The following is a 21,902-nucleotide window of genomic DNA, read 5'->3' on the forward strand; positions in this document are numbered from 1 at the left end:
ATGTCTTATCAACAAGTCTGTGACATCAATGACATCATCCCGGGAACAGGTGTATGTGCACTTATCGATGACCAACAAATCGCCATTTTCCGACCAACTGAAGTGGAAGAAGTTTTCGCCATCAGTAATACCGACCCATTTCTGCAATCGAATGTACTTTCGAGAGGCTTACTCGCTGAACATAATGGTGAACTTTGGGTTGCAAGTCCGCTTAAGAAGCAACGTTTCAATCTAAAAACGGGAGCGTGTATGGAAGATGAACGCTTTAATATCAAAGCTTACAAAGCTCGCGTAGCAACCGGTATTGTGGAAATTTCTGGCTAGAGTCGTCTTTTTATTTACCTAAAAATTCGAAGATAACTCAATTGACCAGTTCTAGTCTAAATAGCTAAGAAGTTCGAGATTAAATAGCTAAGAGGTTTCTCCAATGTATTTGGATATTAGGAGCCTCTCTCTATTTGATTTTAAATTTAAAGGAAAGACCAAATGTACGCAGAACCGATAAAAAAATGTGGTGACAACGCACTACGCATTAAAAATTTACTAAAAGACAATCCGTTAGGGTTTTGGATTAGCTCTGCAATGGCAGGAGCTTATGTTGGACTAGGTATTATATTAATTTTTACTTTGGGAAATTTAGTCGACCCATCAATACGTCCATTAGTCATGGGATCATTTTTTGGTATTGCTCTTACTCTAGTGATTATGGCGGGTTCTGAACTATACACTGGACACACTATGTTTCTGGCTTTTGGTGCTAAAACTGGACAAATAACCTGGACTGATAATGCTACTATTTTACCGATGACCTGGTTAGGGAATTTAATCGGCTCTGTTTTTGTTGCTTGGTTATATCTCTATGCTGGCGGTGGCAAATTGCTACCTGATGCAACAAGTTTAATTCATAAAGTCGCTTTAGCCAAAACGACTGCACCAGCAATGATACTGTTTTTCAAAGGTATTTTATGTAACTGGCTAGTATGTTTGGCTATTTGGATGTGCCAACGTGAAACTGGCGCAGGTCGTTTTATCGCAATTTGGTGGTGTTTAGTTGCGTTTATCGCCTCTGGCTACGAGCATTCCATTGCTAATATGACCATATTTGCTCTTTCATGGTTTGGTCATTCTGCCGAAGGCTATTCAATGTCTGGGATTGGACACAACTTATTGTGGGTATCTTTAGGTAATGCGGTATCTGGTGCTGTCTTTATGGGCTTGGGTTATTGGTATTCGACACCTAAGTCTGAACGCCCAGTGAAAGAGGCGCAAGTGGATTACCAACACGCTCAATCGTAGTAAATTAACGCTATTATATAATAGATTAACGCTATAAAATGCCTTATCTGTAAGAGCAGAAACACTGTAAGGGTTCTGCTCTTAAGCACATTACACGAAAACAGGTAATTCGATGGTATCTCAATTTAACGCATCAGGAATTAATGGACTAGTATCATTAGTTGGTGCTGGTCCTGGCGATCCAGATTTATTAACGGTTAAAGGTCTAAAAGTCATTCAAACGGCAGATGTGGTTGTTTATGATCGGTTGGTCTCTACCGATATTCTTTCGTTAGCCAATGACCACGCAGAAATGATTTACGTCGGAAAGAAACTGGATTTTCACTGTGTCCCTCAAGACGAGATCAATCAACTACTAGTGACAAAAGCTCAAGAAGGGAAACACGTGGTAAGGCTAAAAGGAGGGGATCCTTTTATCTTTGGTCGTGGAGGAGAAGAGTTAGAAACACTGGCCGAAAATGATGTGGCTTACCAAGTGGTACCGGGAATTACAGCCGCAGCGGGAGCAACAGCTTATGCCGGTATCCCACTGACACATCGAGACCATGCTCAAAGTATTCAATTTGTAACCGGCCACTTAAAACAAAATGGTCAGGATATCGATTGGCCTTCACTCGCTCAAACTAACCATACCTTAGTTTTTTATATGGGTTTGAAACAGTGTAAAAACATCCAAACTCGGCTTATCACAAATGGTTTATCAAGCGAAACCTCTTGTGCCATTATTGAAAACGGCACTAGAGATACACAAAAAGTGTACACGGGTACGTTAGAGAACTTACCTCAATTAGCGGAAAAAGCTCAAAGCCCTGCGCTTATAATCATTGGTTCGGTAACACAACTGCATGAGAAACTTGCTTGGTTTAGTTAATTAGCCCATTTAGCTAATTAACCAGATTTCGCATTGTCATCTGCGAATCTAAACTAGTATTTATGCACGTTACCACTTTATCATTCAACTGCTGTTTATTGTCGATATAATATGTAGGGATCCTTAAGCTCATTAATAAATCATCCCCAAAACGGGGATGATGTCCACCTACTGTCGCATCAGTAAAAATTTTCTGCACTGACTCACTCAGTAACCATGGTACTAAAAAAGCAATATCATCCCCTTTAACTTTAGGTTTTAATATATAAAACTCCGTTGAACAATACAGAGTATCAACGTCCAATCGTTGCTTTATACCATGTGGAATATAGGTTACTTGCATCAAATAAGAACGCAGTCTAGAGACTAGTACCACGCCTTCTTCTACCCTTTTTTTATAACTCTTACTTGTTTTACTGGTTGCAAATAAAAAAGGAGCAATATGCAGTAAACCTTTATCGGCGCATGAGGTATCTAATACTAAGCTTCGTTGTAAATCAGGTTTGCTGCCTTTTTTAACCAAACTAGCTATCTCTATTAATTCAGTCCCTTGCAAGCTCTCTGTTGCTGTTTTTTTTGAATACCAATACTCGGGAGACAAGTAGAAATGCTTACCTAAATCAGTACAATTAATCAGTGACTTCTTCATTTTTCCTCCCAAAGAGGAATAATATCGTCCCCAATTTCGCCTAAATCTTGCTGAATATTATCGTCTACCACAATAAACTCCCCAGAAGCATTTTTACCAGACTGAGAAGAGACATAAAAAGCGATGGTGTTTTGAGTGCTTTCTAATTTTTGTGCAAAAATCACTACCGCTTTTTGGCTGGTATAAGGTTTGAAGGTATTTGCGTCCAAACTCACCACCGCTTTGACTGCTAGATGGGATAAAAGCCATTGCCTAACATAGCTAAATCGTGATGAAGAGACTTTATTGTCTGGTAAGATAATCGCTAATTTCCCATTAGGCTTCAACAGATGCACACATCGCTCTAAAAACAGCACATCTCTTTCTACTCGCCCTTTAGACATAGCGGCCAATTCATAACTTTTAACATAACGGCTGTCTGTTACATCACCGGCAAAAGGTGGATTAGCAACAATCACATCATAGCGAGCCGTAATGTCATGATGGCTTTTTTCTAATGAATCTAGCTGATTGATATATAAAGCATTGTTACATAACAAATACGACATCAAATTAGATACTTTTACTGCTCGTGAGGAGATATCATAGCCAAAAAATGTTCCTACTCCATCGAGATAATCATAACTCGATTTCAAAAAAGAACCGCTGCCACAAGCAGGATCACACACCGAACTTCCTTTGCTAATATTTAACGATTGAATGCAGAAATCGACCACATTACGTGGCGTAAAATATTGCCCTTTATTCGACTTGTACTTATGTGATGTTAATTGTTCAAATACCGCGTCAAATGTATAGTAATCGAGTCGATTGGTGTCTTCATCACTTAACACTTGCCAGCAATCATCGAATACATCATGGCCCATTACGAATAAGACCGAGCCTTCTACAAAACCCGAAACCTTATTTTCATTCGCTTGTAGTAGCTGATTGGCATGAGAAAAATCAACCCACTTATTAGAACAAATACTTTTTATAAACAATATCTTAATAATTTCATATAAATCGTCTGCGCCACTTCGAGACATAATGAGCTCTTGGCAGCGAGATATTTTGGAAACAAAACTGATATTAATAGCATGACGTTTAGCCATTGCTCTAATTCCTGACAATTTGAATTGAGAACATTCTAAACGTTAGAACATAGTGGTCAATTGAATAGTCTCAATCTTCATCGACTAACACTATATTTTCAAAAGCTATATTTGCAAAAGCTATATTTTCAAAATCTGTATTTTCGAAGGCTCTATTTTCGAAAATAAGCTAATTGTTCGAACAGTACATTAATACACACTAATAATGGAACACCAATTAACATCCCCATCGCTCCCCATAACCAGCCCCAGAAGACTAACCAGATAAATAAAATCAATGGGTTTAAGCTAAAACGCTTGCCCAATAATATCGGTGTCACCATCTGGCTTTCAATTAAGTTTATGGCTAAAAAAATTGCCGCAACAGTTAGCGCGTAACTCAATGACTCAAACTGTAAAAATGAAACTAATGCAAAACATGTCACTGAAACCATAGGGCCAAGATATGGAATATAGTTCATCAAGCCTGCAAAAGCGCCCCACAAGAAAGGATCTTTGAGTCCCATAGCATAGAAAACACACCCAACAACAAACCCAAGCGCTATGTTAATTAGAGTGATCGAGCCGAGATACCGAGAAAGGTCTTTTTGCACGACTTTTACCAACTCAACCGCTTTTCGTTTATCTGAAAAATTCGTACATAACGTTAATGCTCGTGCGTATATTTGTCGGCCATAATTCATCATGAAATAAGCCATGAACAACGCTATCATCATCTGATAAACAATGGTTGGTGTAGTAGTAAGTACTGACTTCACTATTGAAAATGCGGTGTTATTTGTTAAGCCGTCGTTTGCAACCGAACTATTCACAAGCAGACTAGAGGCTGAATCTTCATTGCTATTTTGGGTAACTTCGTTCACTTCATTAGAAACGTTTTCTAAAAACAGAGGGAGTTTAGACCACCATTGTTGTGCTGGTTCACTCAAAATATTTAAACCAATTCCTATAACTGCCACCAAACCAAATAAAACCGCAATAACATTGATCATTCTAGGAATACCAAAGCGAACTAAATAGTTGACTAACGGGCCACATAATAAGGCAATAAAAGCCCCTACTATAATAGGTAGCAAAAGTGGTTTAGCGACATATAACGCCGTCACCAATATCATCAATATAGACGCTATCATGAATAGTGAACTGAGAGCACGGTGGTAAGACTTATTAATCATTGACGTTCCTAAAAATATGGCGTTCCTAAAAAGGATCAGAAGTATAGTTATCTATGAGCAGTGAATTTTTGAATGATGTAACGATTTAATTTTTTGTACTGTTTTTTAACTCGCTATTTTTTAATGCGCCGTTTTTAAGTGTGTTAGCAACCAAATTAATATGGTTAAGATTAATCAGAGATCCATTGAGTCGTTTAGTGTGACGACATACCATTCCACCTAATAACGCAATAGCCAATACATGTAATGGGTGTTTTTCAAAGTATGTTTTTCCTTTGAAGGCTACCAGACCAAGACAAAGAGCAACTTGTCTTGCTCTACTCTTCCCCTCCAACCTTTTCCTTAGGACTTTTTTTCGACGCGAACTGAGCGAGAACATCTATCCCCTCCTCAACCTGTTGTTTAGTATGATGAAAGCCAATGAATTGCATAACGTATTTTTGAAATAACACTAGGCCCACAAGAATGAGACCTAGTGATAAAATAAATCCACCGTAACTCACGGCAAGGTTAGAAGTGAAGGAGTAAATCATTACTCCAACACCGACCGAAGCACTAAATAAAAACATCATGAATAAACTAATGAAGATAAGCTGACAAGCAACCGCTCTTTTACAAGCGGCAACGCTGTTACTTAACTCTAAAAAAAACAGCTCGATCGTTGATTTAGACCATTGTTTAGAATGAACCTGTAACTTGAGCAATTCTTGCCAAAGTCCATCTAACTCCGCAACTGAGCGATTGAAATCATCCATCATTTTCTCATGCTGCTTGTCATTAACGGTTGTTGAACAATCATTCGTTTTATCTGTCGTCATGATGGTTGTCTCTTAGTCACCGGTTTTGGTAGACGTCATTGTTTACGACTATTTAATTAGTTTTGAAACAGCCCAGCCAGCTAAAAAGGCACAGCCAACACTAAGCAAAGGACGTTCCTTAATTAAATTCTCTGCCTGCTGCGTAGCATTTTTGACACTTTCTGAGCTTGCTTCTAATTTCTCTTGAACCTGATCTTTAATATTTTCTACTGTTTCTGCCGTAGCTTCTTCTGCTTTTTCATAAGCATCTTCTGCTTTTTTCTTCGCTGTCGATTGTTGAGTATTTGACCTAGGCATAACACTTCTCCTTTTGCAGTTAATATAAATTTAATATTCTTAATTTAATAACCAAATAATAAAAATGAATATTATTTATTAAACTCTCCATTACATATAAGCGAAGTTCGTGCCAAGTTATCACATGGTCTAAAAAGTACCAAAAATCAGTAAAAACAAAAGAATTCTAGGAACAAAAAACAACTTAACGACAACTTACTATGTAATATTTTCAAACTTACTAATGTAAAAATGTATTTTTTACATTAAATTAAAACCAAATATAAACATAAAGCTATAACTCGTTGTTTAAATAGAAACAAAACTGGCACAAAAGGTGCTTTTATATAAAAGAAAGTAAATATATTTAGTAATCAAGTACGGATAGAAAATATCAAATACGCTTAGAGAAGGAGTAATAATATGTTACTAAAAAAGAGGAATGACTCACCTGAAAAAATTCACTATAAAGGTGTCGGTGATGTTTTAATTAAGCTGAAAAGACATTATATCTCATGCATCAATTTAATCGAAAATCGAAGCAATGGAAATTTATTTAGAGCAGCGAGTCGATTCATGAAGATAGAGCATTCAATGATTGATGAAATTATTCGTACATTCAATATTAAAGAGACCAATATAAATTCAACGCACGTGATAGAAGAGGCCCCACCTGTAATATTAAATTATAATGATATGTATACAAGCAATCTCAACCTGATAGGCTTTCTTAAAAACACAATCAAAACATTTAACAACCAACATATGTCTTCATTTTTATCTTATTGGGTCGCCGCTTTACAAGTTGAAAATGACGAAATAGCAAAACACTTATAAACCAAAAACGTCAAGCTTTTACACTTGACGTTTTTCATTTATCCAGAGAAGACTAACCCGCAACGCCTAATCAGATGAATGATTAAGGCAACTAGATAACGTTTTGCCACCTTTCGCCGCAAAATCTAATGTTCGTATAGGGAATGGTATAGTAATACCTGCTTCAGAAAGGGTATTATGAATGGTAATGATACCATCATGTTGTACATCCATATAACCAAACTCACCTGGATATTCTATCCAAAACCAAACTAATAAATTAATACTACTATCTGCAAAACTGGATGCATAAACCGCAGTATCTTGTTTATTAACAATATATGGTTTTTTATTCAGTGCTTCTGTTATCACTTCAGCTGCTTTTTGTGGACTATCGGCATAAGAGATACCAACTGGAATTTCAATTTTTCTGACACCTTTACGGCTATAGTTAGTCAAAATATTACGAAATACCATCTTATTCGGAATCATCACATGTTGACCGGAAAAGGTTTCTACTAAGGTATTACGTAAATTAATTTTAACTATCGTCCCCATAACATCATTCGATTGTATAATATCGCCAATCTTAAACGGTTTACGAATGCTCATGGTTATCCCAGATATCAAGTTCTCTGTCATATCTTGAAAAGCAAAACCAATAGCGAGACCAAGAATACCGGCACCAGCAAGTAATGAAGTAACGGTCCCTTGTAAACCAATAAAATCTAGCGCAACAAAAAAACCGATTGCAACAATGGCTGCTTTAACAATGGATGACAGTAAATTATTCACTTGGTTAGAATCAACAACTTTATTACTCAAATTATTGAAAACTTTACTGCCTAAGTTAGCGATAAAAATGAAAAAAATAAGCGTTATAATAGCAACAATAAGATTCGGTATTAATTTTATTGCTTCAACTAACCAGGTTTCTAATTTCCCTTCTATTAATTGCGTGAATTTTTCAAGATCGAAAGAAATATCCAATTTCATTTCTACCCTCTCTTTTATATAAATTTTATTTTTCTACTCTCAGTTTCATCTAAATAAACATATGAATGATTAAGCAACACATACTGTTAAGGCTTGCTGCTGAATAGTAATGTTCAGTGAATCAGCCGAATAAGGTTCTCCATCAATGACATAATCGATAGGTTGATCTGAATCGATAGTTACTTGTTCTGCTGAAAGATAATCAAAATGGTCAGCCTGTTCTTTTGCACCAAAACTTGTGAACAGAATGTCGGACAAAGCCAGCACTCTATCCCCTAATGAATCAGTATTTTCCAAATAGGTCACGTGTAACCGACCATCATCAGGCTCAGGCGTATTTCCACCTTGAGCAAGAACGGTACTAAAAGGAGAGGTATTAGCGATAACTAAGCTTTGTAAATCATAATCTTGAGCGGGTTTTCCATTAACAGATAACTGAAAATTCTGAGATTTACCATCCGCCACCGCATTGAAAAAACCGGTTAAATAGGCGAATTGTCCCATTGAATTTTTTTGTTCTCGATGAGCATAATCGATCATCTGTTCCTCAAAGCCGATACCTAAAACAAGTAATATTAATTTGTCATTACAGTAGGCTACATCGATTTTTTTGGTATTTCCGGAAAGAATGGCTTCACAAGCTTTCTCAACTGGCGTTAATTTAGTTGCAAATCCGTATAGCACGTGACATAGCGCATTTGCTGTACCTAAAGGGATAATACCTAACTTAATATCGGTTGTTATTATTTGTTGCGCAACTTCGCTAACCGTTCCATCACCACCCGATACAATAATCTGAGTTGGATTTTCCTTCATCGCCTGTTTAGCTAACGTCGTGGCAGAAACTTCTTCACTTGTAAGCAAAATATCAAGATTATATTTCCGAGTTAATTGCCTGATCACGTCCTGTTCATTCTTTTGCCACTTTCCGCCACCAGAAACTGGATTAACAATCAAACTACTTTTAGATTGAAATCCGAGCTTCCCTTTCTCGCTAATGGCACGCAATGTTTCTAACTGGAGGTTATTTAGCCTAGCGGTACTTCGTACATCATTAATTTTCTTTAATGCCTGATCAACGGTTAGTGACGTATCTTTGGCAAGTAAATAAGCTGCCACTACAAATACAGAACGACCACGACCTAACGCACAGTGAACGACCACCGATTTTGATTGATTGATTTGGGTATCAATCCAATTCAACATATGTTTTAAGTGATGTGCTTTAGGAACTTTATGATCTAAAACGGGAATATTGAAATAATGAAATTTTTCATCTGCCATAGCACTTTCTAGCCCAGCAAACTCAGCGGTAACATCGACTATGCAATTAATATTTTGAGAATCAAGAAAGGCTAAATCAGATGGAAATAAACGCCGAGAAACATACAAGTTATCCGCTATTTTTTGTATAGGTTCAACTTTGTCTCTTTTTATTGCCTTGGCATTATATAATTTAGCACCAAGAAAAAAAGGAATAAATGCCCAGCGAATCCACCAAGATATTTTACCATCACTACTTTTTCTGAATATTGAAGGGATATCAAAAATATAAGCAGCACTGACTACTGACATAGATAATGAACACCATAAAAATAACATACTTAATAAAAAGTAAGGGCTAAGTATTGCTACAACACAACAAGCAACAGCGATAAATATATAATATTTAATAATAAACATAATATTTCTCTATGCATTAATTAAAGGGAGCATTTACGCTCCCCTAAATTTATCTACCTCAAGCTAGCGATTCACTGTTTAATACAACACACTTACGGCTAGATGTGGATGGTAAATAAATAAGAAACTAAGCCATCTCTGCTTCATATCGTCGAGCTAACTTTTCTTTCTGTTCATTATCTAAAACCTTTCCTGCCGTTTGAAAGAAACGCTGCTCTTCTTCTTCTAAATGATGATCCACTTTATGCTGCAAAGTTTTCATCAATGTGAGCCAAGCAGGCGAAGACATTTCAGTGTCATCAAGCTGAGCAATCACTTTGTCAATAACGTGATGCTCTGCAATACCATGTCGGGTCAGATCAATTGCTTGATCACTTGCAATGAGCGGTGCGTAAAAATGACGTTCTTCGGCCGCGGCATGATGAGTTAACTCTTGTTTAAGACTAGTATAAAACTCCCGTCTTGCCTGAGTATCTCCCGAGGTTTTCAGTAGTGCATCCATAAGTAACCTTTGTTTCTCATGGCTATCTTTAAGTACATCAAATATATTTTTCATTTCTACTTCCTACCTTATCTGGTCATCGTAAAATCTAAATTAACGTCTTATCAATCAAGCTGTTCTAATTGCATTTCAGTTTGATATCTAACAGTCTTGATCTTCTGCGCCCAGTTCTTCTTTTACGTTTTCGCAGCTATCTTCAATTGCATTACCTGCATCTTGTGCAAATTCATCTACTTCTTCGCCTGCTTTTTCCATTGAGCCTTCCCCACTACACGCCGCAAGGGCAAAAACAAGACCAATAACAGTCAAAAAACGATAAGTGATTAATTTGATATTCATATTTTCTCCTAGCGCTTATTTCTATTTATTAACATCATCACCATCGATATAACTAATGAGATAGCAAAGATATAAAATATTATTTTAGCTACTGTCGCTGCTGCACCTGCAATACCACCAAAGCCAAACAAAGCGGCAACTATTGCAACAACAAAAAATATTAAAGCCCAACGAATCATAATTTCATCTCGCTTATTTAATTAATGTAATAATTTTATTTATGCTAAATAACGATTCTAATAATCAATAAAGATATTAATAAGTCACTTTTATTTTATCGATTACATTATTAACATCTGAAGTGTTTTTCGCGATAGCTAAGGCGAGTTCATGCTCACTATTAGATGTTACCGTACCTTTTAATACGACGGTTTGATCCTTTGTTTCTACATCAATGTCAGTACCATTCACTTCAGAATTCATTAATAATCGAGTTTTAACGACTGTGGTAATTTTGGTATCGGTTAAAACATCCATGACTTCTTGTTCTTGTTGTTCATTTTTATTGATTACTGTTAATTGGTTATCAACTGATTTTACGTCATCTAAACTTGATACTAATTCCTGCGCTAGAGCTTTTTCTGTATTATTGTCAACCGATCCAGTTAAAGTAATAACTTGGTCTTCAACAACTGTATTGATATCAAAAGAATTTAAACTTGAATTCAACAATAAAGTGGTTTCTGCTTTTCCATCTATCCATGCATCTAACGTATCCTCTTTCCACATACTATCTGCGACAACAGTAGAAGATGCAGTTGTAACTAGAGTAATAAGAGCAACTTTACTTAAGATGTGTTTCATTATTTTTCTCCTTTTATTAATACAACACTTATAAGATAGCAACCAACGTGCCAAAACTTTAAGTTACTGTTTTAATTAAAAATAAAACAAAATAAGAACCAATATAATTTATTACTCATCTTAGAGTGTGTATAAATTACATAGGTAGATTGTAAAATTTATTACCCAGAGAAAAATATATTCATTAGTAATACTGAGTCACTATAAAAATAACATGACACATAAATAACAATTAGTAGTTCATTATTTCATCACTATTTTATGGGAACATTTATATTTTAAATATTTTAGTCATATTGCGTCATCACTAAATGATAGATTTGTATTTGAAAGGCTTCGTGCTATTCTCGATTCGGTTTATCTTCATATAATTAAGAGAGTTTAATCATGTCATTGCCGACACTGTTTATAGAATTAGTAGATGAGTCTCTGTTGGCTCAGATCAGCTCTCTGAATGAGTTAAAAAATTTCCAACCTGTTCAAAGTACAACAAAAGAGCATTGGATTGATAAACTAGAAAAACTCCAGCCAAATGCAGCCATTATTGAAGTATCTCATTTTACTAACCAAGATTTTACTCGACTATCTAATACAACTGAATTAGATGACATGGACTTGGTTATCATTAGTTCCGGCAAACCCAATGAAAATCTAGATATGATGATGAATCATGGTGCTATTTTTCACTACCGGACGCCTGTCGATATGCCAATTTTAGAAGATACTCTGGCGGATTTTAGTCAGTACTTCCTACAAAAGCAGGAAACGGGTCGCAAAGTATCAACTAGTGATCTTGATCAGTTTGGTATGTTGGTTGGTTCATCCAGACCAATGCATAAACTGTATCGGGTATTAAGAAGAGTTGCCAAAACAGAGGCAAACGTGTTAATTGTTGGTGAAAGTGGAGCAGGAAAAGAACTTGTAGCCCAAACCATTCATCTTGCTAGTGATAGAAAAAACCAACCTTTTATCGCCATCAACTGTGGAGCGATCAGCCCAGAATTAGTCGATAGTGAATTGTTTGGTCATGAAAAAGGCGCGTTTACTGGCGCGAACAGAGCTCACCAAGGGGTATTTAAGCAAGCAGAAGGCGGCACTCTATTTCTAGATGAAATCACCGAAATGCCGCTCGAACATCAAGTCAAATTATTGCGAGTATTAGAAACCGGTGAATATAGGCCCGTTGGCAGTAACGCTCTCAATATGGCCAATACTCGCATTATCGCTGCCACGAATAGAGACCCACAAATTGCTATTGAAGAACAATTTTTAAGAGAAGATCTGTATTTTAGACTGGCACACTTTCCTATTCTTATTCCACCGTTACGTGAAAGAAGCGATGATATCGTTGGTTTAGCTAAGCACTTTATTGCTCATCGCAACGCTAATGAAGCATCGGCAAAAAACATTCTTAACTCTGCCTTGCAAAAAATAGCCAATCATTCATGGCCAGGCAACGTAAGAGAATTAAAGCACTGTATTGAGAGAGCTTTTATATTGGCCGATGAAACAATCAAAGATGAGCACTTGATTTTTGATACTCCACCACTAGAAACTGGCACAAGTGTAGAAGACATGGTTCCTGCTGGCGTATCGTTAGAAAAGATTGAAAGAGCAGCCATTATAAATACGCTAGAAGAAAACGAAGGCAATAAAACAGAGACCGCTCAAGACTTAGGGATAAGTGTAAAAACGCTTTATAACAAACTAGATAAATACCAAGAATAGTGTTGTGCAGTAATATCTTATCTGAATGATATCATTACCATAATAATTCACTTGTTCAATAGAAAGACTGTACAAGAAGAAAAAGTAGCTTTGCTCTTTATTCGGCTTCGCTACTTTTTATCGTTCTAAAATCATCTCACGTCACTGTCAAAGCAATAACTTCCAAGATAATCACTTTTGAGGAGTAATAAGATATTTTTCACCAGTAGCCTGTTTAGAATAAGCTGCTATCGATTTTAACTGCAACGCTTCGGTTAATGACACTTCATGAGTGTAGTGACTAGCAAATGTTGTACTGATTTCTTCCGCAATACGTTTACGCATCGCAACAACCGTTTCAGTGCCTAATTTTCCTAGTGCATTGAATAACAAAAATCCGTTTATGCCCCATGCAAAACCAAAGTTACGATGTAAAGTAATTGGACCACGGTCTAATGCGCCATAAATATAAACTTGTTTGTACGTATCAGAGCCATACACGCTGTGCTCTTTCAAATCGCGTGCTGCAGCAACTTCCATACAATTTAAAATATCACTGGTTAATTGCCCACCACCAATAGGATCAAACGCTATGGTTGCTCCCGTTTCAGTAATTGCGGCCGTTAAATCAGTAAGAAACGTATCGCTACTAGAATTAACAACGTATTTAGCGCCCATCTCGCGCAGTAAAGTTTCTTGTTCTGGCTTACGTACAATGTTAATTAAATCCACACCATCAGCAAGACAGATACGGTTGAGCATTTGACCAAGATTAGAAGCAGCAGCAGCATGAATGAGTGCTTTGTGGCCCTCTGCACGCATAGTTTCAACCATAGCAAGTGCAGTCAATGGATTGACAAAAGAAGAAGCGCCTTCTTTAGCAGTTGTTCCTTCTTTTAACTCTAAGCAACTTTGTACATTCGCACAAATATATTGACGATACGTTCCACCACCAATAACGGCAACCATCTTACCTATTAACGCTTGTGCGGCAGGTGATGAACCCGCTGCAACCACAATACCAGCACCTTCATTACCCACAGGCGTTGCTTTATCTACTCGCGCTTTTACTGACGACATCAACTGAGCTGGAACATCAGCAGTGATAACAGGGCTTTTATCTGAGCCAGACTGCTTTGCTGTTGTCATATCTGCTGCGCCGAACAACACTGCCAAATCAGACGGATTTAATGGCGCAGCTTCAATACGGATCACCACTTCATCGGCAGAAGGTTGCGGCATCGGAATATCTTGCAAAGCCAATGTTAATGTATTGTCTTGATTAATGGTTGAAATCAGTTGGGTATTTGTCTCTGTCATCTGGATTTTCTCCTGAAAATAATTCAATTTTTAAATCAATCGCCTTATTGTCTCATTCTGTTGTCATTGAACTTTTGTTTTATCTAAGCTCAATTTTTACTAAGGCTAAGCATATTTTCCACATTATTACTTGTTTCAATCTAATGATATATAAAGCAGAATGTGAATCACTATTGCCTTTTAGACAATAATAAGACCGAGTTACATCAATATTCATAAAATGGAGATGCTCATTGGATCAACTACGTGCAATACGATATTTTAGCAAAGTCGTCGAAACAGGCAGTTTTACCAAAGCGGCAAACACTTTTAACGTACCGCCATCATCATTATCAAGACGGATTGCTGATTTAGAAAAAAGTTTAGGAGCAACGTTATTAAAACGTTCAACGCGAATAGTAAAACTAACCGAAGTAGGACAAATTTATTATAACGATGTCCAACAAATATTAAATCAACTAGAACAAAGCCATGAAACGGTTCGCAGTTATCAAACTACGCCTATGGGCCGTTTACGTATCAGTTCTATGGTCGATTTTGGTAGTAAGATATTGCTGCCTTTATTAGATGAATTCAGCGCCTTGTATCCTCAAATCATTTTAGATGTTAATTTAAATGACGAATTATCAACATTAGGGCGTGATGATGTCGATATTGCTATTCGCGGAGGGTATGCACCTAATGAACGTGTGCTAGCAATAAGATTAATGGATAATGGTTTTATTCCTGTGGCTTCGAAAAGTTATCTTCAGAAACATGGCATACCGAGTAATCCGATGGAGTTAAAACAGCATAATGGTTTGTATTTTAATACGCCAACAGGACCAACTCCGTGGTTATGTAATATGAATGGTCAATGGCATGACGTATCAGGCCCTGCGTTAGTCATTTCAAATAACGGCCAATGGCTCATACAAAAAGCCTGCGATGGCGAAGGCATTTTAATGTCAACTCGATGGGCACTAAGTTCGTATCTTGAATCTGGTCAATTACAAGAACTCCAATTCGAACATGAGTTAGCGATAAGTCAAAATGCTGATATGGCGGTCTATTTACTCTATCAAAAACAGCGCTACTTAGTGCCAAAAGTAAAAGCAGCCATAGATTTCTTAGTTGAAAGGCTAAAAGATTAATTAGTTGAACAGACGAAAAATTAAACAACAAAAAATAACAGATTTAGAGGTTAAAAATGAAGAAAGAAATTACAGGTGGATGTTGTTGTGGAAACGTATCTTTTAAGGTTAAAGACGACTTTAAAAATTTCTTCTTTTGCCATTGTGAGCAATGCAGAAAATTAACTGGTTCAGCTCATGCGGCCAACTTATTTACTGCACCCACTAATATTGAATGGACAAAAGGCGAAAATAAAATAAAACGCTATGATCATCCAACTCGATCTTTTTCAAAAGTATTCTGTATTGATTGTGGTTCAGGTTTGCCATATTTATCGCAAAATGGCACATCCTTAATTGTTCCTGCAGGCTCGATAAATGAAGAACCAAGTAAATCATTGGATGCTCAAATTTTCTGCTCAGAACAAACCGAATGGCATAAAGTTGGAGTAAACACTCAGAAAGTGGCTAATTTCCCAGAATAATCCGACATATGATTAAGGGAAAGTAAACTTCGAACCTTTACTGTCAATTATTCAATAATATTTGATATATAGATCAAAAAAGGACGTCCTAGGACGTCCTTTTTTTCAATATGGTACCGGTGGGCGGACTAATGAATCCACCCTATACATATGTTTTGTAACATTTTAATTGTTATTTCTACACGAAAGGGCTACATAAAGGGTTACATAAACAAAAAGTCACTCTTTCTGAAGTAACCCTCACTGCATCGAGAAATATTATTCTTTAGCTAGAAGTCCATTCTGTGAGATTCGTCATACAGAGATAAGATAAAGAACCAAACAAGGTATCAGTCCATATTAGCTTTAAATTAGGTTTGTACTCTGTTCTGAGAGATGGTATCTACAGACATGTAATAGCGCATGTCACGCTTTTTCAAATGCATGTGTAAACTCTACGGGGGCTGGCTTGTGTTGTATGGTAAAATCTAACGGTAACATTCTAATACTCAAATTCTAAATTGTGACATAGGCTATCAAATACAATTTTCTTTGAAAGTCTGACTTTGCTTTTTGATAACTTCTTTATGCAATAATCAGCGGAAAACTTAATACACCTATGAAAAAAACACCTGAGACCACCGAAAATCAAAGAGTGTTGAAGGTGGATGATGCTGAAAGTAGATTCGTCCACATAAAATCTTCTCGAAGAAATGAAAACTATTGTCGTGTCTATTGGAATAAAAGAAATAGCAGCATTTATACTCAAAAGTCAGTTTCTGGCGCTGTAGCTCGCTTAGATGAGCTGACGGTATATGAAGAGGATTTTCGAGATAAAATTAGAGAAGTGCAGGTTGGGGATTCGGTTTGCTACATCTTTGGTATCAAGCATATCCCTTTGTTCTTCTGCTCAATCACTGGAAAACAAATCCATACAGATGGTGAGGTGTACGTTTATTTAGAGCCAAATAGTTCACGTTCAACAGCCCTTCCAACGTGGAAGAAATTTGAGCCAGACAGGTTTATTTTTATCTCTGATAACCGCTTGGGGACTCTTAACGAAATGGTTAATGACCCTAATTTGGTATTCGCTGAATGTAGAGAAGAGCTCGATATCGCGGAAGAAATCTATGCTGAAAATAGAGTTCCTAAGTTCTTGCAAGAACACGTTGAAGATGACTCTTTACCTATAGGTGAAAGTACGTTTAAGCAGTGTCATAAAATTTTATTTGAAGGTATTTACGATTGGGCGGGAGTATACAGAAATGAGGAGCTTGTGGTTCAAAATGACCGACGACCAACACTAACCAGTGAAAAGGTAAGTGAAGCTTCAAAAGAGTTTTTCTCTTCACTTACAAGGAGCCAGCTCAGAAAGGTTACGGATAAAGACACGCTCATTAAAATGATTATTGACACACATAGGGAGCTCGCTTGGATACACCCATTTAAGGATGGGAATGGCAGGGCGATTCGGCTATTTCTTGAGCTATTGTGTCTTACTCGAGGATATAAATTTAACTTGGAAAGCTTCCTTGAAACCAGCAAGGGAAAGAAATCTTACTACTATGCCGTCCGACAATCTCTCGCAGGACAGCACGCAGTAATCAGGCGTTACTTTGAAAAAGCTACTAATGAACTTTAAATAATACCATCTAAGTATTTTGAAGCGTTTTTAATCTTTGTCCTGTTTCTAGCACTTGATTTTATGCCTTCAAGTTCGAAAGAAGCTTCAAGATTACTGCAAACCATGTCGTTAAATTCTTTGGTCGTCATACACTTAACAGTACCTTTTTTTTTGCCTCGCAATGCGATATTTACGGTGTTATTAGCCATATATACAACGAACCAACTCAGTTAACATACCAACATATTAGTATTAAGCGGGATCAAACTCAAGCTCGAACATCTCCCTAACATGCAGTAACTCTGAAAGAATTATTTTTCAGATAGTTACATATCCAGTCTACCTGGCCCTATTAGCGTTGCATGGGTATTGCATTCAATATGAGTATAAAAGGGTTTGTAGTACTCACGAACAAATTTGTAAATCGTGCTTTGCATTTAAGAAGAATAATTCCACATAAAATAATCATGACACTATGAGATAAATAATTCGATTTATCTTGATGTAAAACGATGAACTGGGCTTTAATCTGTACTAGACAGATGACTAAGTTGATTTTCTTAAAATATATATAACCAATTGTAAAATAAGTAAATATTATCACTTAGCGTTAAGTTAAAATCCCTATCCTTCCGCCAAATTAAGATTTAACTAACTGTTTACATTGATTTTTTATTTCTTACATTCTGCTTTTCCTTTATGTTTAGTTGTGTTGAGCTAACACTTATCAATTATTGCTTATTGATGAATTATATTAATTAATATAATTCAAGTAATTAGAATTTCAGATCAGCTGTTCAAACGTTTAGAAAAATATGCTCAAGGTTTCGACACTCCTGCAAAAGTGATAGAAAAAATCCTTAATGAATATGAAGGTATTGAATCAATAAATCCGAATTTGGATATAATTGAACCATCTAACCATTTAGATCTGTTTTTTGAAGATGGAGACGAAGAATCATTCAAAATTGCTTTTTTAAGTTGTGGCGTGCGTGGCAAGTGTTAAGATCTTCTACACCAACGGTTCGACCGAAAGCTACCAATGGAAAAAAATAATTTTACAGAAAAGTCATCCGCTAAAGGTAATTTGATGTCTGGTAGATTAAGAGGCAGGAAAGAAAAAGGCATTATTAAAGCAGTTGTTAAATCTGGAGAACATTAAAATGAGAATATTATCTTTATGTATCATTACATTACTAGTTGGAGGCTGTGCAACGACTACAACAGGCCCAACTCCAACAGGTAAAGAACAATATGTTATGTCTCGTCAAGAAGGGGCTTTTCCATCAGGAAGTGAGCCGCTTCTGCAAGAAGTAATAGAACAAGCAACAACCTTTTGTGTCAGCCTCGATAAAGAGTTAGAGCTTGTCGATTCATACGAAAATCAGGGGCCGTTCATTCTGGGAAATTACCCTAAGGCAACAATTCGATTTAAGTGCTTATGATATTTTGCTGTTATGCTGATTTTTTCATTCTCTTTTAAGAATATTTTTCAGCACTAAAAGGTACACTTGCAAAGAAAGACTTGTAGCCTAACAGCTTCAAGCCTTTCTTTGAGATTAGGAGAGGTGATCATATCGTGATAGATCTTAACTAATTCAAGATATACATTATTTAGCCTATAGATCTCGGTTGTTCGATTGATGCTTCCAGTCCATCCACGGCAAAACGGATTTCATCCAAACCAAAACTCATAACAGAATTCATTCACCGTAAAGTCACAATGATTCTCTGAGTCTACACCCCTGATGATACTGGCTTGCGAGATGACAGCTTTTAGCATTTGTTGAATTTACTAAGACTCCCTTGAGCACAGAAGCGGCATGTGATGAACCATATATGGACCATGGAAGAAAATTCAAGGCTGATAAAGAAGATCGATTGGAAGGGCAATTGTGCTGATAACAAGAAAAGAAAACTGAGCTAAGTATTTAATTACGCTAGAAACAAAAAAGAGTCTCAGCAGGACTGAGACTCTTCTTATATAAGATGGTACCGGTGGGCGGACTTGAACCGCCACGCCCGAAGGCAACGGATTTTGAATCCGTCGTGTATACCAATTTCACCACACCGGCATCTTGGGCTAAACCCTTAATGTGTTGAGCATTATACGGATGAAACTAAGTGGTGCAAGAATAAAAAGCGTATTTGTGCGTTAGTTGTTGATAAATTAACCACAGTAATGATTAGTAAGCTTCATTAGCGTCATCTCTGGTTAAACTCTACCTTTCAAAAGGGCTTTATGGGCAAAATAAAGTATCACTTAATTAATATCCTCGTTTGTCGTGCCTGATCAATAACAATAATATTCATCACAGGGTTACCGCAATAAGGGATAAGCGCTTGCCTAATATCAGAACCTCGCCTTTGCCATTGGCTGCGTATGGTGCCAAATTGGTTATCATCAGAAGTAATCAGAACTTCGGTTGTTACCGGGTGAGTATCATGTAACAACCTAAAGGAAGTTCGCTCTAGAATACCAAACCGGCCAACTAGAAATTGGAGTTGGTAACGATCGACAATGCAGTGATCATTGATGGTTTCACATTCAATAACTCGATACTGCTCTTCCGTTACGTTAACAAACTCCATTTTCTTATCTAGTTTTAATAAATCAGGTAATAGATATCCGACGACACTAACCAAAAACAAAACCCCTACAATACGGATTGCTTTCATTATAAAACGAACCGATCGCTCACTTTGGTTAACTTATCGATGCAAACGACTAATTCATTAATCGACGCTTTCTGATCTTCTGACTTTTCGGCAATAACGCTAGAAGACGTGTTTACGTCAGACATATTCTTATTGATTTGTTCAAGAGCACTATTCTGTTCAGTTACAGAAGAAGCCACTAGATACATCTCATCATTCACATTAGTAATATTGTGTGAAATCTCTTCTGTGACTTGAATAATACTATCCACCGCCTCAGACACATTATCTGAATAACTCATGGTATTAGAGATATTGTCTGTCGACAGTTTTATATTTTTATCCAAAATAGACAGCGATTTATTAATTTCATCCACGCTTGAACTGGTGCGATTAGCAAGCTGCCTTACTTCATCAGCCACAACCGCAAACCCTCTTCCTGCTTCTCCTGCTCGTGCGGCTTCAATCGAAGCATTCAATGCCAATAAATTGGTTTGTTCCGAAATACTGGTTATTGTGTCGAGAATATGGTGGATATTCTCGGTATCTTTCACTAAATTTTCAACATTTCCACGAGTATCAGTAACCACCCCTCGCAGATCACTAAGTGTCGACTGACAAGTAGACGAGCGACTTAATGCATCATGACTAAGTTGATGAGCTTGTTGAGTATTATCGTTACATCTTTGCGTAGTATCAGAGATAGTATTGAATGAACGACCGAGCTGTTCTATTGCGGTTGCTACCATTTCTGAGTTCAGAGAATTATGAGTAATTTCATCATCAACAATTTTTAGGTTGGCAACAAAATTTTCAGAGACGCTATCCAATTCAGATATGGCGTCTTTCTGCACTGATGCGGTACTTTGCAGCTGTAAGATAATTTGATTAAAACGAACAAAATGCTCATCGTCATCTCTAAGCTCTACCGCTAAATTTAATTTTTCATTTTGTACTATTTTGTCAACTAAACCATTCACATAGTTCATGCGCTTTAAGCCTTTATCCAAAACAACGCAACCATACATTAGCGCTGACGCTTGAAAAATAGCATACAAACAATGTTCAATAACCAAGATATAGCTGCTGTTAGGTGGGAAAATAAACACAGGCAAGCCAGATGATTGCATCCAGAAAAAGACAATATGATGTAATGCAGCTGCAATTAAACAATGTAAAACCATTAACCAATCATTGTACAGCGTCACTAATCCTAGCAGTATAAACACTTCAAAATGAAGCATAATGTCGCCATAGGCTTGATGAATATGCAGAGCAACAAATCCATATAAGAGGTAAGGGATCACGAATCTAAAAGAACGATGATTTAACAAAATAGTCAAGGCAACAAGAATAATGCCAGCAACTAAATCAGCCGTTGCGTACCCATAACGCATAAAATAAATCAATGTGAGCAGCATCATTGGAATACCAATAACATAGGTTTTCTGTTTAAAGGTCATCTCTTTATCAAACGTCATTTAATTACACACTCTCAATTTAAAACTGTTTTATTATTTATCGATACATTAAAGTATAGAAGAAACGTTACTTCTGTACATTATAAAGTGCTTATATAGTAGGCCTAAAACGCTACTCTCAAGGTTAAGCGTTCTCTTACATCGGACATTGAGCGGATTTCTTTAATAACAACTCAACGTTTTGCAAACAATGTCTCTTTTCAAAATGATTTCTTAT

Annotated in this window: 24 protein-coding genes and 1 tRNA gene; 9 read left to right on the plus strand and 16 right to left on the minus strand. The window is 36.7% G+C overall.

Annotated elements, in window-relative coordinates; translation table 11 throughout:
• The 3 genes from nirD (at position 1) to cobA (ending at position 2,167) form a co-directional block, all read left to right on the plus strand.
• The gene (nirD, locus tag ACLKML_RS10165) at positions 1 to 324 is read left to right on the plus strand and encodes a nitrite reductase small subunit NirD (RefSeq protein ID WP_413285234.1); all 324 of its coding nucleotides are present in this window, start codon (positions 1 to 3) and stop codon (positions 322 to 324) included.
• Between the two features lie 162 nt (positions 325 to 486).
• Entirely contained in the window at positions 487 to 1,296 is an 810-nt protein-coding gene (gene nirC / locus ACLKML_RS10170; RefSeq protein ID WP_413285235.1) for a nitrite transporter NirC, read from the plus strand.
• Positions 1,297 to 1,408: 112 nt separating this feature from the next.
• The gene (gene cobA, locus ACLKML_RS10175; protein ID WP_413285236.1) at positions 1,409 to 2,167 is read left to right on the plus strand and encodes a uroporphyrinogen-III C-methyltransferase; all 759 of its coding nucleotides are present in this window, start codon (positions 1,409 to 1,411) and stop codon (positions 2,165 to 2,167) included.
• 13 nt (positions 2,168 to 2,180) lie between these two features.
• On the opposite strand, the gene ACLKML_RS10180 is transcribed toward cobA, so the two are convergent.
• The 6 genes from ACLKML_RS10180 to ACLKML_RS10205 form a co-directional block, all read right to left on the minus strand.
• On the minus strand, positions 2,181 to 2,816 hold the full coding sequence (locus ACLKML_RS10180) for a hypothetical protein (RefSeq protein ID WP_413285237.1): 636 nt from the start codon (positions 2,814 to 2,816) through the stop codon (positions 2,181 to 2,183).
• Positions 2,813 to 3,910 (minus strand): class I SAM-dependent DNA methyltransferase, encoded by a 1,098-nt coding sequence (locus tag ACLKML_RS10185; RefSeq protein WP_413285238.1) that lies wholly within the window; start codon positions 3,908 to 3,910, stop codon positions 2,813 to 2,815. Before ACLKML_RS10185 ends, ACLKML_RS10180 begins: the two co-directional genes overlap by 4 nt.
• A 152-nt stretch (positions 3,911 to 4,062) precedes the next feature.
• A complete protein-coding gene (locus ACLKML_RS10190; RefSeq protein ID WP_413285239.1) occupies positions 4,063 to 5,085 on the minus strand; it encodes an AI-2E family transporter in 1,023 nt (340 codons plus the stop codon).
• Positions 5,086 to 5,170: 85 nt separating this feature from the next.
• Positions 5,171 to 5,419, minus strand: coding sequence for a hypothetical protein (locus ACLKML_RS10195; protein ID WP_413285240.1), 249 nt, complete (start codon positions 5,417 to 5,419; stop codon positions 5,171 to 5,173).
• Positions 5,403 to 5,903 (minus strand): hypothetical protein, encoded by a 501-nt coding sequence (locus ACLKML_RS10200; protein WP_413285241.1) that lies wholly within the window; start codon positions 5,901 to 5,903, stop codon positions 5,403 to 5,405. Before ACLKML_RS10200 ends, ACLKML_RS10195 begins: the two co-directional genes overlap by 17 nt.
• 48 nt (positions 5,904 to 5,951) lie before the next feature.
• Positions 5,952 to 6,200: a hypothetical protein gene (locus tag ACLKML_RS10205; RefSeq protein ID WP_413285242.1), complete on the minus strand. Its 249-nt coding sequence runs from the start codon at positions 6,198 to 6,200 to the stop codon at positions 5,952 to 5,954.
• Between the two features lie 402 nt (positions 6,201 to 6,602).
• Between ACLKML_RS10205 and ACLKML_RS10210 the strand changes: the two genes are divergently transcribed.
• Positions 6,603 to 7,016, plus strand: coding sequence for a hypothetical protein (locus ACLKML_RS10210; protein WP_317718257.1), 414 nt, complete (start codon positions 6,603 to 6,605; stop codon positions 7,014 to 7,016).
• Between the two features lie 66 nt (positions 7,017 to 7,082).
• On the opposite strand, the gene ACLKML_RS10215 is transcribed toward ACLKML_RS10210, so the two are convergent.
• The 6 genes from ACLKML_RS10215 to ACLKML_RS10240 form a co-directional block, all read right to left on the minus strand.
• Positions 7,083 to 7,991, minus strand: a complete 909-nt coding sequence (locus tag ACLKML_RS10215) for a mechanosensitive ion channel family protein (RefSeq protein WP_413285243.1) — start codon at positions 7,989 to 7,991, stop codon at positions 7,083 to 7,085.
• Positions 7,992 to 8,060: 69 nt separating this feature from the next.
• Positions 8,061 to 9,674: a diacylglycerol kinase family protein gene (locus ACLKML_RS10220; RefSeq protein ID WP_413285244.1), complete on the minus strand. Its 1,614-nt coding sequence runs from the start codon at positions 9,672 to 9,674 to the stop codon at positions 8,061 to 8,063.
• Positions 9,675 to 9,801: 127 nt separating this feature from the next.
• Positions 9,802 to 10,230 (minus strand): hemerythrin domain-containing protein, encoded by a 429-nt coding sequence (locus ACLKML_RS10225; RefSeq protein WP_413285245.1) that lies wholly within the window; start codon positions 10,228 to 10,230, stop codon positions 9,802 to 9,804.
• An 87-nt stretch (positions 10,231 to 10,317) separates the two neighbouring features.
• Positions 10,318 to 10,515 (minus strand): hypothetical protein, encoded by a 198-nt coding sequence (locus ACLKML_RS10230; RefSeq protein ID WP_317718253.1) that lies wholly within the window; start codon positions 10,513 to 10,515, stop codon positions 10,318 to 10,320.
• 8 nt (positions 10,516 to 10,523) lie between these two features.
• Entirely contained in the window at positions 10,524 to 10,694 is a 171-nt protein-coding gene (locus ACLKML_RS10235; RefSeq protein ID WP_413285246.1) for a DUF1328 domain-containing protein, read from the minus strand.
• 76 nt (positions 10,695 to 10,770) lie between these two features.
• Positions 10,771 to 11,319: a BON domain-containing protein gene (locus ACLKML_RS10240; RefSeq protein WP_317718251.1), complete on the minus strand. Its 549-nt coding sequence runs from the start codon at positions 11,317 to 11,319 to the stop codon at positions 10,771 to 10,773.
• A 387-nt stretch (positions 11,320 to 11,706) separates the two neighbouring features.
• Between ACLKML_RS10240 and ACLKML_RS10245 the strand changes: the two genes are divergently transcribed.
• Positions 11,707 to 13,047, plus strand: coding sequence for a sigma-54 interaction domain-containing protein (locus ACLKML_RS10245; protein WP_413285247.1), 1,341 nt, complete (start codon positions 11,707 to 11,709; stop codon positions 13,045 to 13,047).
• A gap of 171 nt (positions 13,048 to 13,218) precedes the next feature.
• Here the strand turns inward: ACLKML_RS10245 and ACLKML_RS10250 are convergent, their stop codons facing one another.
• The gene (locus tag ACLKML_RS10250) at positions 13,219 to 14,346 is read right to left on the minus strand and encodes a zinc-binding dehydrogenase (protein WP_413285248.1); all 1,128 of its coding nucleotides are present in this window, start codon (positions 14,344 to 14,346) and stop codon (positions 13,219 to 13,221) included.
• A gap of 233 nt (positions 14,347 to 14,579) precedes the next feature.
• On the opposite strand from ACLKML_RS10250, the gene ACLKML_RS10255 reads away from it, so the two are divergent.
• The 4 genes from ACLKML_RS10255 to ACLKML_RS10270 all read left to right on the plus strand — a co-directional run bounded on the left by ACLKML_RS10255 (position 14,580) and on the right by ACLKML_RS10270 (position 18,991).
• Positions 14,580 to 15,479 carry a LysR family transcriptional regulator gene (locus tag ACLKML_RS10255; protein ID WP_413285249.1) on the plus strand — a complete coding sequence of 300 codons (900 nt, stop codon included), beginning with the start codon at positions 14,580 to 14,582 and terminating at the stop codon, positions 15,477 to 15,479.
• Positions 15,480 to 15,535: 56 nt separating this feature from the next.
• Positions 15,536 to 15,943 (plus strand): GFA family protein, encoded by a 408-nt coding sequence (locus ACLKML_RS10260; RefSeq protein WP_413285250.1) that lies wholly within the window; start codon positions 15,536 to 15,538, stop codon positions 15,941 to 15,943.
• A gap of 598 nt (positions 15,944 to 16,541) precedes the next feature.
• Positions 16,542 to 17,564 (plus strand): Fic family protein, encoded by a 1,023-nt coding sequence (locus ACLKML_RS10265; RefSeq protein WP_413285251.1) that lies wholly within the window; start codon positions 16,542 to 16,544, stop codon positions 17,562 to 17,564.
• A 1,145-nt stretch (positions 17,565 to 18,709) separates the two neighbouring features.
• Positions 18,710 to 18,991 (plus strand): hypothetical protein, encoded by a 282-nt coding sequence (locus tag ACLKML_RS10270; protein WP_413285252.1) that lies wholly within the window; start codon positions 18,710 to 18,712, stop codon positions 18,989 to 18,991.
• A 545-nt stretch (positions 18,992 to 19,536) separates the two neighbouring features.
• Here ACLKML_RS10270 and ACLKML_RS10275 read toward each other — a convergent pair.
• From ACLKML_RS10275 to ACLKML_RS10285, 3 genes are all read right to left on the minus strand, one after another.
• Positions 19,537 to 19,621: transfer RNA gene (locus ACLKML_RS10275), tRNA-Leu, on the minus strand.
• A gap of 184 nt (positions 19,622 to 19,805) precedes the next feature.
• Positions 19,806 to 20,225 carry a hypothetical protein gene (locus tag ACLKML_RS10280; RefSeq protein WP_413285253.1) on the minus strand — a complete coding sequence of 140 codons (420 nt, stop codon included), beginning with the start codon at positions 20,223 to 20,225 and terminating at the stop codon, positions 19,806 to 19,808.
• The gene (locus ACLKML_RS10285; protein ID WP_413285254.1) at positions 20,225 to 21,685 is read right to left on the minus strand and encodes a methyl-accepting chemotaxis protein; all 1,461 of its coding nucleotides are present in this window, start codon (positions 21,683 to 21,685) and stop codon (positions 20,225 to 20,227) included. The genes ACLKML_RS10280 and ACLKML_RS10285 overlap by 1 nt, the downstream gene beginning before the upstream one ends.
• Positions 21,686 to 21,902: the final 217 nt, after the last annotated feature.

The organism is Vibrio sp. MA40-2 (assembly GCF_047302445.1).
Taxonomy (GTDB): Bacteria; Pseudomonadota; Gammaproteobacteria; order Enterobacterales; family Vibrionaceae; genus Vibrio.